The organism is Acinetobacter sp. S4397-1 (genome assembly GCF_024129285.1).
In the GTDB taxonomy this organism is placed as follows: domain Bacteria; phylum Pseudomonadota; class Gammaproteobacteria; order Pseudomonadales; family Moraxellaceae; genus Acinetobacter; species Acinetobacter lwoffii_C.
The window spans coordinates 65,798-80,060 of the sequence record NZ_JAMXXZ010000002.1 but is presented as its reverse complement, the minus strand read 5'-3'; the positions used below and the strand labels follow the sequence as shown (position 1 = coordinate 80,060).

Annotated in this window: 8 protein-coding genes, 1 tRNA gene and 1 pseudogene; 2 read left to right on the top strand and 8 right to left on the bottom strand. The window is 44.1% G+C overall.

The window, feature by feature from the left end:
• Nucleotides 1-27: 27 nt before the first annotated feature.
• From clpB to crp, 3 genes are all read right to left on the bottom strand, one after another.
• Nucleotides 28-2,607, bottom strand: coding sequence for an ATP-dependent chaperone ClpB (gene clpB, locus NI467_RS01655; protein WP_174659952.1), 2,580 nt, complete (start codon nt 2,605-2,607; stop codon nt 28-30).
• Between the two features lie 242 nt (nt 2,608-2,849).
• Nucleotides 2,850-3,899: an NADP(H)-dependent aldo-keto reductase gene (locus tag NI467_RS01650; RefSeq protein ID WP_151204457.1), complete on the bottom strand. Its 1,050-nt coding sequence runs from the start codon at nt 3,897-3,899 to the stop codon at nt 2,850-2,852.
• A 184-nt stretch (nt 3,900-4,083) separates the two neighbouring features.
• Nucleotides 4,084-4,791 carry a cAMP-activated global transcriptional regulator CRP gene (gene crp, locus NI467_RS01645; RefSeq protein WP_151204456.1) on the bottom strand — a complete coding sequence of 236 codons (708 nt, stop codon included), beginning with the start codon at nt 4,789-4,791 and terminating at the stop codon, nt 4,084-4,086.
• A gap of 146 nt (nt 4,792-4,937) precedes the next feature.
• Here crp and NI467_RS01640 point away from each other — a divergent pair, with 146 nt between their 5' ends.
• A complete protein-coding gene (locus NI467_RS01640; RefSeq protein WP_151206108.1) occupies nt 4,938-5,360 on the top strand; it encodes an OsmC family protein in 423 nt (140 codons plus the stop codon).
• Between the two features lie 47 nt (nt 5,361-5,407).
• Here the strand turns inward: NI467_RS01640 and NI467_RS01635 are convergent, their stop codons facing one another.
• Nucleotides 5,408-6,442: a metallophosphoesterase gene (locus NI467_RS01635; protein ID WP_253150592.1), complete on the bottom strand. Its 1,035-nt coding sequence runs from the start codon at nt 6,440-6,442 to the stop codon at nt 5,408-5,410.
• A 269-nt stretch (nt 6,443-6,711) separates the two neighbouring features.
• A complete protein-coding gene (locus tag NI467_RS01630; RefSeq protein WP_253150591.1) occupies nt 6,712-8,949 on the bottom strand; it encodes an NADP-dependent isocitrate dehydrogenase in 2,238 nt (745 codons plus the stop codon).
• Nucleotides 8,950-9,934: 985 nt separating this feature from the next.
• Here NI467_RS01630 and NI467_RS01625 point away from each other — a divergent pair.
• On the top strand, nt 9,935-10,882 hold the full coding sequence (locus tag NI467_RS01625; protein WP_253150589.1) for an IS30 family transposase: 948 nt from the start codon (nt 9,935-9,937) through the stop codon (nt 10,880-10,882).
• A gap of 334 nt (nt 10,883-11,216) precedes the next feature.
• Here the strand turns inward: NI467_RS01625 and NI467_RS01620 are convergent.
• The 3 genes and pseudogenes from NI467_RS01620 to NI467_RS01610 form a co-directional block, all read right to left on the bottom strand.
• Nucleotides 11,217-11,293, bottom strand: a tRNA-Val gene (locus NI467_RS01620).
• Nucleotides 11,294-11,339: 46 nt separating this feature from the next.
• Nucleotides 11,340-13,335: pseudogene (locus tag NI467_RS01615) on the bottom strand (transglutaminaseTgpA domain-containing protein).
• Between the two features lie 14 nt (nt 13,336-13,349).
• Nucleotides 13,350-14,255: a DUF58 domain-containing protein gene (locus NI467_RS01610; protein ID WP_253150587.1), complete on the bottom strand. Its 906-nt coding sequence runs from the start codon at nt 14,253-14,255 to the stop codon at nt 13,350-13,352.
• Nucleotides 14,256-14,263 lie beyond the last annotated feature (8 nt).

The window sequence follows — 14,263 nt, the reverse complement described above, 5'->3', positions numbered from 1 at the left end:
GGGTTTTTTATGTTAAGGGAAATGAACTTAGCTCAATTTCATTTTCTCAAAGATCAACTCATTGCCTTCAGCCCGAACGACAATGGTATCACCCGGGTTAAATTCCCCCGCAAGAATACTTTGTGCCAGACTATTTTCAATACGTTGCTGAATGGCACGTTTCAATGGACGCGCACCATACAATGGATCGAAGCCAGCCTCGATCAGCTGATCGAAAGCACTGTCATCGACCGACAAACGCATATCGCGTTCTGCCAGACGCTGACGCAAGCGGTTCAACTGGATATCGGCAATACCGCGAATCTGGTCTTTTTCCAGTGAGTGGAAGACCACCAGCTCATCAATACGGTTAATAAATTCCGGACGGAAATGCTCCGATACTGCATTCATGACTACGTTACGAACTTCATCACGGGTTGCTCCTTCACCCAGCTCACGAACATCCTGTGAACCCAGGTTTGAAGTCATCACAATCACGGTATTTTTAAAATCTACTACACGGCCTTGAGAGTCAGTCAAACGGCCATCATCCAGCACCTGTAGCAGAATGTTAAATACATCCGGATGTGCTTTTTCGACCTCATCGAACAGCACCACGCTATATGGTTTACGGCGTACGGCTTCAGTCAATACTCCACCTTCTTCATAGCCCACATAGCCCGGAGGCGCACCGACCAAACGGCTGACCGAGTGTTTTTCCATAAATTCGGACATATCAATCCGGATCATGGCATCGTCACTGTCAAACAGGAAGTTGGCCAGCGCTTTGGTCAGCTCAGTTTTACCGACACCCGTTGGTCCGAGGAACAGGAATGAACCACTCGGACGGTTCGGATCAGACAGGCCAGCACGTGAACGGCGGACTGCATTAGACACAGCAATCACAGCTTCGTCCTGTCCGACCACACGGTTGTGCAGGAATTCTTCCATATGCAGCAACTTGTCGCGTTCACCTTGCAGCATTTTTGCCACCGGAATACCGGTCGCTGCACTGACCACTTCGGCAATTTCATTATCAGTCACTTTGTCACGCAGCAGTTTCGGTGCTTCACTCTCTTCAGCAGCTTCGATACGCTCTAGCTGTTTTTGCAACTCTGGAATAACACCATATTGATAACGTGCTGCTTCTGCCAGATCACCCTCACGCTGAGCCTTATCAAGGGCAATACGCGCCTGATCCAGTTTAACCTGAATGTCTTTATTCCCGGCCACCAGCGCCTTGTCTGCACGCCAGACCTCTTCAAGTTCGCTATATTCTTTCTCGACCGTTTCAATCTGTTGGGTCAGATGCTGAATCTCGGCTTTCGCGCCGCTATCCTCATCTTTTTTCACAGCCTCAAGCTGCATTTTCAGCTGAATCAAACGGCGTTCAAGCTTATCGAGCGCTTCAGGTTTAGAGTCCAGCTCCATTTTAATCCGTGATGCCGCTTCATCAATCAGATCAATGGCTTTATCCGGTAACTGACGATCTGTGATATAACGATGTGACATTTTCGCCGCAGCAATAATCGCCGAGTCTAAAATCTGTACTCCGTGGTGTGTGGCATAACGGTCTTTCAGACCACGCAGAATTGCAATGGTATCTTCTACACTAGGTTCATCGACCAGCACTTTCTGGAAACGGCGCTCCAGGGCAGCGTCTTTTTCAATGTACTGACGGTACTCATCCAGAGTAGTTGCCCCCACGCAGCGCAGCTCACCACGTGCCAGCGCAGGTTTCAGCATATTCCCGGCATCCATTGCACCATCACCCTTACCAGCACCTACCAGGGTGTGCAGCTCATCAATAAACAGGATGATTTCGCCTTCATGTTTGGCAAGATCTTTCAGAACCGCTTTTAGACGCTCCTCAAATTCACCTCGATATTTGGCACCTGCCAGCAAAGACCCCAAGTCTAAAGATAATACACGCTTACCTTTCAGACCCTCTGGAACTTCACCGTGAATAATACGCTGCGCCAGACCTTCAACAATCGCAGTCTTACCCACGCCTGGCTCCCCAATCAGTACCGGGTTGTTTTTGGTACGGCGTGACAAGACCTGAATGGTACGACGAATTTCATCATCACGGCCAATGACAGGATCCAGCTTGCCTGCCAAAGCACGTTCAGTTAAATCAATCGTATATTTATTTAATGAGTCCCGTTGATCTTCATGATTATTGCTCATGACTTTTTCATCGCCTCGAATTTGATTAATAAGCTGCTGTAAAGTGTCTTTCTTCACCCCAGCACTGTTTAATAGAGTTTTGGTTGTACCTGTTTCTGCCAGTGCCAATAATACCCAGTCGGTTGAGAGAAACTCATCACCGGCTTTTTGGGCAAAACTGTCGGCCAGATGCAGCATTCTGGCTGCTTCCTGACTGATATTAATATCAGCAGAAGGGTTGCCAAGCTTGGCTGTATCATTCAAGGCTGTCTGTATTTTGCTTTTCAATTCAGGCAGGTTCGCCCCCGCCTGTTGTAGCAGACTGGCATTCGATGCTTCTTCCATCAAGGCGGCCAAGATATGAATCCCGTCAATAGAAGCATGATCTTTGCTCATTGCCAGAGACTGTGCATCGGAGAGGGTTTGCTGCAGGCGATTGGTAAATTTCTCAAAACGCATTCTTGTTATTCCTCACAACAATTTTTTCACTTGATTGGTATATGGGTGCTCAGCAGAGAATTTCAAATAGTTTTTCGTATATTTTTCAAAAACTTAAAATATTAAAGTAGATAGATCTTAGTATTAATATCGGTATAGCAACATTTGATTTCAAGAGTATGAATTAAAATAATTTCTATGCAATGGCAGTTAGAAGCAGATAAAAAATACCCTCATGATGAGGGTATTTAAAAATAGGAGTTTTAAGGTGCAGGGTTTGGCTGCTGACGATGAATGGCATCAATGCCTTGCAACACCTCTTCGGACAGTTCAATTTCAAAAGCCTGAATGTTTTCTTTTAGCTGATCCAGATTGGTCGCACCAATAATGGTACTGGTCACAAAGAACTGCTGCTTGATAAATGCAAGTGCCAGCTGAGTCAAAGTCAGGCCATGCTGTTCTGCCAGCTGCGCATATTGCTCGGTCGCCCACTCACTCTGTGGATTACTATAACGGCTAAAGCGTGAGAATAAAGTAACACGTGCCTGAGCTGGACGTGCACCGTTACGGAATTTACCGGTCAAATAACCAAAAGCAAGCGGAGAATATGCCAATAAACCAACACCTTCGTATTTGGCAATTTCTGACATGCCAATTTCATAGGTACGGTTCAGCAGGTTATAAGGATTTTGTACGCTGACAAATTTACTTAAGCCGAGCTTTTCTGCCAGATGTAAAAACTTCATCGTTCCCCAAGGGGTTTCATTAGATAGGCCAATATAACGGATCCGGCCTTTTTGAATCTCTGCTTGCAAAGCGCTCAGGGTTTCAGCCAGATCGGTGATTGCACGATCATCAACTGCTTCTGCATTGCCATAGCCGAGCTTGCCAAAGAAATTGGTCGGCCGTTGCGGCCAGTGCAGCTGGTACAGGTCAATATAATCGGTTTGCAAACGAGCCAGTGACTGGTCAATAGCTGCTGCAATTTCATCTGCCACAAAACGGGTTTTTCCATCACGAATATGGCTACCCCCTTGTGAAGGCCCAGCAACTTTCGAAGCTAAAAACAGTTTGTCGCGGCGACCACGTGAGGCAATCCAGTTACCAATGATTTGCTCGGTTGCCCCTTGAGTTTCTGGCTTTGGCGGCACCGGGTACATTTCAGCGGTATCCCAGAAATACAATCCCTGATCCAGCGCATAGTCTAATTGTTGAAATGCCTCGTCCTGAGTATTTTGCTCACCAAAGGTCATAGTACCCAAACAGATTTCAGGCAATAAAATTCCAGTATCGGCCAAGGGTCTAAATTGCATAGTCGCATCCTAAGAATAAGTAAATGTTTATTAATATGAGTAAGGTCTAACCTATAGGAATTATAAGAAGGACTAAATCACCTTTTCCAAAAATTCTGTACTTAATTGTTATATTTTAAAGAAAAACAGCATTTAAAAGGAATAAAAAAAGCAAATCCGGAGATTTGCTTTTTTGTCTTTGGAATTATTCGTCTTCAAGCTCGTCCGTGTCCACGATTTCCGGCTCTTCCAAAGAGGCATCAAAAATCAGAATGGCCTTACCATCAGTTTCAATCATGCCTTGCTCTTCCAGGTTTTTCAGGACACGACCGACCATTTCACGGGAGCAGCCGACAATACGGCCAATTTCCTGGCGGGTAATACGGATCTGACGGCCATTCGGCAAAATCATTGCTTCAGGCTGTGATGACAGATCAATCAGACAGCGTGCAATACGGCCAGACACATCAATAAATGCCAGATCAGTCACTTTACGTGTGGTATTTTTCAGACGGCGTACCAGCTGGGCAAATACGGCATAACTCAGGTCTGGATATTGCTTGCTAATTTCGTGAAAGTTGTCATAGGTAATTTCAGCAATTTCACAGACATCACGAGTACACACTTCCGCGGTACGCTGTGGATTTGCTTCAAATAAACCCATTTCCCCAAAAAAGTCACCCGCATTTAAATATGCAACGACAATTTCACGATCATCATCTTCTCGAAGAATGATAGATACAGACCCCTTCAGAATTAAATACAAAGATTTAGATTCTGATCCTGCATCCACGATCGTGGTACGTTTCGGATAACGATTAATATATGCACGTTTTAATAACGCCTTCACAGATTCCGGTAATTGTCCCGGAGAAAGTGCGTCTGTGCTTAATTGTGAAAAGTTTGAAGTCATGCTTACGGTTCCGAATATGGATAATTTATAGATCGCACAAGACCTAATGTGAACGTATCACACAGTGGGATGAAATTCCGTATCAACCCAATTTATGTTAGTGTACAGTTACTTTACAAATTTATAGCTTTTTTTAGGTAGTTGCAATGCAAACAAGTGTTCATTGGCTAGAGAATGTTGCTTTTGAGGCAAAAACCCAAAGTGGACATAGTATCATCATGGATGGCTCAGCAGAATATGGCGGTGAAAACCGTGGCCCGCGTCCAATGGAACTCATTTTAACCGGTTTAGGTGGATGTGCTTCTTTTGATATTGTGACGATTTTAAAGAAAGCACGTCAGGATATTAGCGATGTATGCTGCGAACTGAAAGCTGAACGTGCTGATACGATTCCTGCCGTCTTTACCAAAATTCACTTACACTTTGTGGTTAGTGGCAAAGGAATTAAAGACAAGCAAGTGGCCAAAGCAGTAGAATTGTCTGCGGAAAAATATTGTTCTGCCAGCAAAATGCTGTCTGACGGTGGTGTCGAAATTACCCATGATTATGAAATCATTGAAGTAGAGTAATCTTTTGATTTCACTAAAAAAGCAGTCTTTCAGGCTGCTTTTTTATGTTATTTCTGCGTCTGATACTGCCTGCCATTTTCAAAGATCAGACGTTGTTCAGGCAATCTCAAAGCGCCCAGATGTTGACTGAACTCAGCCTGCTGCTGTCGGTCGTGATAACGCTTACCAACTGAGTAGTCAACACAGAATACATTGCTCTGCTGCCCGAACCACATCACCGCATCAATATCTTTAAACAGGCCAGACTTTTCTTCAGCACTTTTAAAGTTACGCCAGTAATGCCCGATTACGACTGGTACTCTATCTGCATAGTTCTCCCACCACGCCAGACGGTCGATCATGCGCCAGCGCCCGCCGGCATAAACCGGTTTCTGGGCAATTTTTTCCGCACCTGAACTCAAGGTTCGGATCGGATTCTGCATCTGGTCGCGCCACTCTTTTTCTGCGAGAGATTTTAATAACGGAATGGTTGCAGCGGGGTCCTTCAATTGCCCCTGATATTGCTGCTGTTCTGCCTGAATCTGTTCACTTATTCCCAGAGCCTGTAGCTCAAGCGCAGTTTGCTCCAGGAAATACTCATAAGCCTGACGCAGTGAGTAAAAAGAAGATGATCGCAACTGATCAACCGAGCGTTGATCCCAACAGGCATGTACCACTCTTAAATGCGGCGCGTCTAAAACCAGAGGCAGGCTGTTTAGAAAGTCCAGAATCCATTTTCGATGTCCTTCGGATGCTGGAACTGAATCAAAAGCTTTAAAATCATCCTGATGCGCTGAGCCAAAGAACCAGCCATTCCCCTCTCTAAACGTATCAGTGAGTAGATTAATTTCATGGTTTCCCAAGACGCATTGTGCCCGACCCGCTTCTACCAAGCATTTAACCCGTTTGAGTACCGCCACGCTATCCGGACCACGGTCACATAAATCTCCGACAAAGATCAGCCTGCGTTGTTCTGCTTGATTCCCATCCTTATCATAGCCCAACACGTGCAGCAAACGATTCAGTGCCTCAATCTCTCCATGAATATCCCCTATAATATCAACTGGGCCTGTGAAAGTTGGCTGTATAAATGCATGACTCATGACAATATCCTCAATGAAATGAGAGCAGGTAGGTTCAGTGTAATGCAGGTTTTTTAAATCAATATGGCCAAAGTAAAAATATTTTTAAAATCAATTTTTGGCAGATTTTTGCTGACAGCATGTTGTATTGAAAAAGAAAATTTTCAATTATTCCTTAAACAGCTTGAATACTCATCTTATTAAAATTTAGAAATAAAAAACAAAAAACCGGCGCCTAAGCACCGGTTCTTATCTGACTTGACTGACCCGAAGATCAGCACAGCTTGTACCTAAGCTTGTAGCGATCCAATGATCTGGTTCAATGTCTCACTTGGGCGCATCACGGCATTTACTTTCGCCGGATCTACCGCATAGTAACCACCGATGTCTGCAGGCTTACCTTGAACTTCGTTCAACTCAGCGACAATCTTCTCTTCGTTTTCAGCTAAAGCTTGAGCAATCGGAGCAAATTTCGCTTTCAATTCTGTATCTTCATCTTGCGCAGCAAGTTCTTCAGACCAGAATTTAGCCAGGTAGAAGTGGCTGCCACGGTTGTCCAGCTCGCCAGTACGACGTGATGGAGACTTGTCATTGTCCAGCAATTTACCAGTTGCAGCATCTAGCGTTTTTGCAAGCAGTTTCGCACGCGGGTTGTTCTCTTTAATACCCATTTCTTCAAGAGAAACAGCCAGCGCCAAGAACTCGCCCAAAGAATCCCAACGTAAGTGGTTTTCTTCTACCAGTTGCTGTACGTGTTTAGGTGCAGAACCACCTGCACCTGTTTCGTACATGCCGCCACCTGCCATTAACGGCACGATAGACAACATTTTCGCTGAAGTACCCAACTCCATGATCGGGAACAAGTCAGTCAGGTAGTCACGCAGAATATTACCGGTTACAGAAATAGTGTCCAGACCGCGAGCAACACGTTCAAGTGTATAACGCATCGCACGAACCTGAGACATAATCTGGATGTCCAGGCCTTCAGTGTCGTGATCTTTCAGGTATTCCTGAACTTTCTTGATCAGTTCGTTTTCATGTGGGCGGTACGGGTCAAGCCAGAAGATTGCAGGCATGCCAGAGTTACGTGCACGTGTTACAGCCAGTTTTACCCAGTCACGGATCGGTGCGTCTTTCACCTGGCACATACGCCAGATATCACCTTCTTCCACGTTTTGAGACATCAACACTTCACCTGTTTCCAGGTCAGTGATGTTCGCAATACCCGCTTCAGGAATTTCGAAAGTCTTGTCGTGTGAACCGTATTCTTCGGCTTTTTGCGCCATCAGACCAACGTTAGGTACAGTACCCATCGTACGTGGATCGAAGTTACCATTCCACTTACAGAAGTTGATCATTTCCTGGTAAATACGCGCGAAAGTCGATTCCGGCATAACTGCTTTACAGTCATAAGGCTTGCCGTCAGCACCCCACATTTTACCGCCACCACGGATCATTGCAGGCATAGAAGCATCTACAATCACGTCGTTTGGTGAGTGGAAGTTGGTGATGCCTTTTGCAGAATCAACCATTGCCAGTGCTGGACGGTGTTCTTGGCAAGCGTGTAAATCTTCGATGATTTCTTCACGTAAAGATGTCGGTAGAGTTTCGATCTTCTCGTAAAGACCTGCCATACCGTTGTTTACGTTGATACCCAGCTCATCAAACAATTTACCGTGTTTTTCAAAAGCATCTTTGTAGTAAATTTTCACACAGTGACCGAATACGATCGGGTGTGAAACTTTCATCATGGTTGCTTTAACATGTAAAGAGAACAAAATGCCAGCTTCTTTACAATCATCTAGTTCTTTTTCATAGAAGTCGCAAAGCGCTTTTTTGCTCATGAACATGGAGTCGATGATTTCACCGTCTTGCAGCGCAACTTTTGGCTTCAGAACAATGGTTTCACCTGACTTGGTGATCAATTCCATTTTCACATTACGCGCACGGTCCAGAGTCATTGACTTTTCACCGTGGTAGAAATCACCTTCATCCATGTGAGAAACGTGAGTTTGTGACCACTGTTTCCATTCATTCATTGAATGCGGGTGTTTTTTCGCATAGTTTTTCACTGCAGCGGGTGCACGACGGTCAGAGTTACCTTCACGTAATACAGGGTTTACTGCAGAACCCAGACATTTACTATAACGCGCCTTGATTGCTTTTTCTTCTTCAGTCGCAGGATTTTCCGGATAGTCAGGAATTGCATAACCCTTAGATTGAAGCTCTTTAATACAAGACATCAACTGAGCCACAGAAGCACTGATGTTCGGAAGTTTGATAATATTCGTATCTGGATCTTGGGTAAGACGACCTAGCTCTGCAAGATTGTCTGCTACCTTTTGTTCTTCACTGAGGTAGTCTGAAAATTCAGCGAGCACGCGTGCAGCCACAGAGATGTCAGTTTTAACAACTTTAACACCAGCCGGCTTCGTAAAGGTCTCAATGATCGGCAGCAGCGAATAAGTCGCCAACAATGGCGCCTCGTCAGTCAGTGTGTAAATGATGGTTGACTTTCCACCAGCCATATATAGCCCCTTGCGTTAGATTGAGTTTTTAAGAACCGAGCTTTTGACCCAGTTCCTGCGAACCGATTTGCTTAAATAAACCCTGAGAGTATCGGGCCTGATTGCATTCCAGTCAACGAAATATCCTGTGATGATGACATTTCGAAACGAAATAGTACTTAACGACTCTTTTTTTCATTCCGTTTCTAGCTTTTTCCTCATGTAATCCCTTCTTTGCGCATATTTACGCTTTATTTATAGATATACATGGTTAAGTTTCCATGAAACTTACATAGGTTTAAAACTATTTTACTTGGCTGAATAGACATCTCAGTAGAGAAATGAGTACTTTACCATAAATAAACGAAATGATGCTTTAGCTCATGAAGCCAGCCTATAAGGATACAGATCTGATGGGATCACCTTATTTCTTTCATCATATTGAGATAAATGCTCGAACCGTACCATCAGATCAAAGATAGCGTTGCATGGTCTGGCTGCTCTTAACAGCAGTTGCAAAACTGAAGCCCTTACACTGACGTTAGAATCGGATTTTTTCCAAATCTGTACGACACAGCACAACCTGGTATAGTTCATATGCTTTTCGTACGAAATAGCAGCTTATCGTCCTATTGCGTAAACCAACAATAGAATAAGAGTTGGTGTTTCTTATCTTAGACATTTTAAGTCTAAAACAGGAAGCCTTTACCCCTGCTGCTCATCCTATTTTCTCATAATTTGACTTAAATAGCTAAAGCTAAAATGCTCAATAAAATCTTAAATTTATAGGAATATTTTAAGGTTGGAAATTTGGAATATTTACACTTTTTACTTATTGGTAAATTCACTCTATAAAAACCATATAGCAAACCTAAAATAAACCAAACAAAATCAATAATATATTTTTCTTGGATTCTCAAATGAAGTGCAACAGAGATTAAATTATTGGAAGGAAGCAAGATGAGCTAGCATTTTGCTTCCGACCGACCAAAGTCAAAGTTGCATCATGAACTATACGCATCTTACTCAAGAAGAAAGATATCAGATTTCTACATTGTTACGTGAAGGTTTTTCTAAGCGTTATATCGCCTGGAGGCTAAATCGCTCGCCTTCCACTATTTCCAGAGAAATAGCACGCAATCGGGCAAGGAATGGTTACTTCGCTCAACATGCCAATAAATTAGCTCGCAGACGGCATTGTCCTAATCCTAAAAGAATCTCTCGAGAGGTTTGGGCACAAGTTATGGCTTACCTTGAACTTCAGTGGAGCCCCGAACAGATTGCTTCTCATGTTTCAGTCAGCCTGCATTCCATATACAGGTTTATACAGCAGGATAAAAGCAGAGGTGGTGTGCTCTTCCACAACTTACGTTTCAGAAATCAAAGAAAGAGAAAATATGGCTCCATTGAGACTCGTGGCCAACTGACAAACCGCAAAAGTATCCATGATAGACCTGCTGAGATTGAGCAGCGCTCCCGCTTTGGTGATTTGGAAATAGATACGATAGTTGGCAAGAACCACCAACAATCCCTGGTTTCAATTGTAGATAGGAAGACAGGTTATCTTTGGCTGAAAAAGTGCAGCACGCGCAAGGTTGAGGAAGTTTGCCAGGCTACGATCAGATTATTGGAACCGATCAAAGCACATCTAAAAACAATTACCGCGGACAATGGGAAGGAGTTCAGTCTGCATGAGTATGCTGCTCAGGAATTAGATGTCGACTGGTATTTCGCTGATCCCTATAGCGCCTGGCAGCGAGGAACAAATGAAAATACGAATGGATTGATCAGACAATATATTAGAAAAGGCAGTGACTTGAATGACTATACGGATGCATACATTGCAGGAATTACTCAGTGCTTGAATCATCGTCCAAGAAAAAGACTCGGCTTTAAAAGTCCGAGTCAGGTATTATGGCAACAACATGGTGTTGCACTTCAAATGCTAATCTAAGTTTTAAATAAGTTTTATTTGTTTGTTAGATGGTTAGTTTTTAGCTTTCTATAAAACGCTGGGAAATAAATATGAATTTTAAAGCTGGACAAAACATTCAATAAGAATAAATGATAATAATCACCAATACATATCATATTTAATGATGAAGATAATTTTGTGTCTTTCAACTTAAGGGTTTTATCCTGAATGAAGGAGTCTTCATTTAAGAATCAACAGATTCAAGAGGGGTGTTTGTCCACACTCGACAACTATTAATTCCCTCCAAAGATATCCCAAAACAAAAAACCCACCTGATAAGGTGGGTTTTAAGCAACTGATTACTCAGTAAATATGGTAGGCATATCCAGACTCGAACTGGAGACCTCTACGATGTCAACGTAGCGCTCTAACCAACTGAGCTATACGCCTATATGCCACGCATCTTATAAATTTTTTCTGACAAAGACAAGCATTTTTATTTAGCTCTTAAAACAGATGCACAAGTTTTAAGCAAATCCTTGAATCTGCTTAATTCTTGGGTGTCTAATTGCACACCTGAATAGGCCTGTTTCTCAAAAATTTGAATGGCATCAGAAAATAAAGCCGGATCCGTGCCATCTGCCTGTTTCGACAAACGCAACATCCACTGGCGAAAGGTCTCAGCAGACTGCTGCTTTAAAGGCTGGCTTAAAGACTGGTTTAACTGCTGTATGCTGCGTTCTAAAGGTGATTGCGCCTGCCGAATTTTCCAATAAATGCTGAGCGCATACAGTAAAGCAAGAATGACGATACCAGCAACCATAAGCATAATACTGGAATAAACTGAATTTAGACCGAGTTTAGACATCCAGCTTTGCTGAGATTCTGTATTATAACCCACCACCTTGCTTTGCCATTGATAACTCGCATAATCACTCCAGACCCGCATTGTAGTAAGCCAGAGATGATGCCGGGTAGGCCAGCCGGATGAATTGGCCCGAACTCGCTCATCCTCAGTCATCAGATTTTGCATTCCGTCATCAATGCGTTGTGGCGCAACCATTGCAGTGGGATCGAAACGCTGCCATGTGTCATCTATCCAGACTTCGGCCCAAGCATGTGCATCCAGTTGCCGTACCTCCCAGCTGCGTCCATCCGGCGCGGCTTGCCCCCCCCTGATAACCTGTCACTACTCTGGCCGGAATTCCTGCGTAGCGCATCAGCATGACAAAACTGGAAGCATAGTGTTCGCAAAAACCTTGCCGGGATTTAAATAAAAACTCATCAATCCGGTTCTTTCCCATGACGCCGGGCTTCAGGGTATAGACAAAATTATTCTGCTGATACCAGTTCAGCACATTGTGTATATAACGGCGTGGCTCGGCACCACTTTGCTGATATAAGCGCTGAGCCAGTCGCTGGGCCTCAGGATCTAAACCGGACTGTATTTGGGTATTGATACGCTGCATATAGTGGGGCGCCAACGCCTGGCCTGCATTTGGCTGGTCTATCCACTGTAAATGAATCGGCTCCACCCTCTGGGTCAGGCGTCTTGGAACAATGCTCCAGTCCTGACGATTATAATAACGGCGTTCCAAGGGGATGGATTTTTCCAGCCCCATGATCCAGAACACTGAAGGATCAGCTGCCAGATACTGATAATCCCAGCGATGATTCATTGCAGCAAGGTTCCGCGACTGCTGGATTAAAGGCTGCTGATTCACAGGATGGCTGGTCCAGCGCTGGCCGTCATAATCATCCAGTACCAAGGCTCGCCAATATAATTCCGAACGCGGCGGTAACTTGCTCATGTCCCCGATAATCCGGAATGCCAACGCACTGGACTGCGACAGTTCGGCAATATCACCGGGCGACATGCTGTCACTAATGCCGGTTATGCCTTTATTTTCAGGAATAGGAATATGCCAGAGGGGTGGCAGACGCGGAAAAAAGATAAAAAGCAGCAGAAAAAATGGAATGGCATAGACGATAAATTTACCGACATATTTGGCATCTTGCTGCAAAGCCTGGCGCTGGGAGCTTTGGTCTTGCTCAAACTCGCTGGTCTGGATTCGGTACAACCCAATTAGACAGCTGAGTAGACACAATAGAATGGCCAATGCCATCATAAACGACTGGCTAAATAAAAATGAACTGGCAGCCACAAATAGTGCAAAATTAAAAACAATAATCAGATCACGTCTGTTTCGGGTTTCCAGGGATTTGGCATAGAGAAAAGTTGTCAGTACCGCTACGCCTGCCTCTACACCTAAAAAACTCTGATAATCCAGATAAATGCTGGCTAATGCCAAGACTGTCAGTGAAAAGGTCCATTTTTTAGAAAAGGCCCTCTGTCTTTTTAGTGAAATCCAGATACAGATCAAACTAATGGCAAAAATCAGACTCAATAAAACGGGTAAAAAGGCGATCTGGGCCAGCAGGATGAATCCCAAACTTAACACGACCGATACTCGTAGTTTTGTATTGATTATCTCCATGTGTACCCTTATGCCTGTGCCAAAAGCCGCTTAGCTTTGCGTAGTTGTTCCTCGCCAGCGCCTTTGGGCAATGCTGCCTGCGGTAAATGCAGCATATAGGCGCATTGCTGCTGCTCATACTGCTCAATCAGCCCCATGACAAATTCCAGCTTTTCCTCGTGCGATTGACTGGGCATATGCTCATAATGAATTTCAATACTGTGCTCATCCTGATACTGTTCAAAGACCTTGACGTATAAGCCCTGTCCACGCGCAAACTGCTTCCAGGAGACGGCTTGCAAAGAATCTCCAGACTGATAGTTACGCAGTTCGCGAAACTCATCCATATCCGGTTCAAAACGGTTTTGATAAGCACGATGTTCTGCACTGAAAGCTTTGGCCTGAGGCGCAACCCAGGCAAAATTCTGATGATATAAATAGGTCCAGGCCCGCACCAGCCCAAAAGGATAAACTGAATAAATCCGAATCGGAGGATAGTCAAATTTCCCACGTTGTTCGGCATAAAAAGGGAGAATCCAGTGCTGCCTGGACTCATCCAGATATACCTTATGTAGCTGCTCACCCGCCTGAATATACAGATAACGCGGTCGTGGCGGCTGTTGCTGAAAATAAAAATGCAGATTCATATCATGCCCTACCTGCCCCACTTCATCTGCAACCAGTTCAATCTGTAAGCCATGTAACTGTTTAAAAGTTAAATAAAAGCTGATACACAATATGGCGCTGATTAAAAAGCAGAATCCCAAAATCAGGTTATTGGCATAGTTCACACCAGCAATAAAAGTAATCAGGATCAAAATCAGGTACAGATAACCCTGCCGATAAATAAAGACCAGAATATCGCGCTGTGAAAACTGTTTTTGCTGTCTAAACTGAAAGCGCTTGGTGAGCCAGTTTCGCCAGGTTTTATCCAAAAGAAAAC

Excerpts from the sequence above, each read along its gene's own strand:
- clpB (WP_174659952.1), bottom strand. The coding sequence starts at position 2,607 with ATGCGTTTTGAGAAATTTACCAATCGCCTGCAGCAAACCCTCTCCGAT.
- NI467_RS01650 (WP_151204457.1), bottom strand. The coding sequence starts at position 3,899 with ATGCAATTTAGACCCTTGGCCGATACTGGAATTTTATTGCCTGAAATC.
- crp (WP_151204456.1), bottom strand. The coding sequence starts at position 4,791 with ATGACTTCAAACTTTTCACAATTAAGCACAGACGCACTTTCTCCGGGA.
- NI467_RS01640 (WP_151206108.1), top strand. The coding sequence starts at position 4,938 with ATGCAAACAAGTGTTCATTGGCTAGAGAATGTTGCTTTTGAGGCAAAA.
- NI467_RS01635 (WP_253150592.1), bottom strand. The coding sequence starts at position 6,442 with ATGAGTCATGCATTTATACAGCCAACTTTCACAGGCCCAGTTGATATT.
- NI467_RS01630 (WP_253150591.1), bottom strand. The coding sequence starts at position 8,949 with ATGGCTGGTGGAAAGTCAACCATCATTTACACACTGACTGACGAGGCG.
- NI467_RS01625 (WP_253150589.1), top strand. The coding sequence starts at position 9,935 with ATGAACTATACGCATCTTACTCAAGAAGAAAGATATCAGATTTCTACA.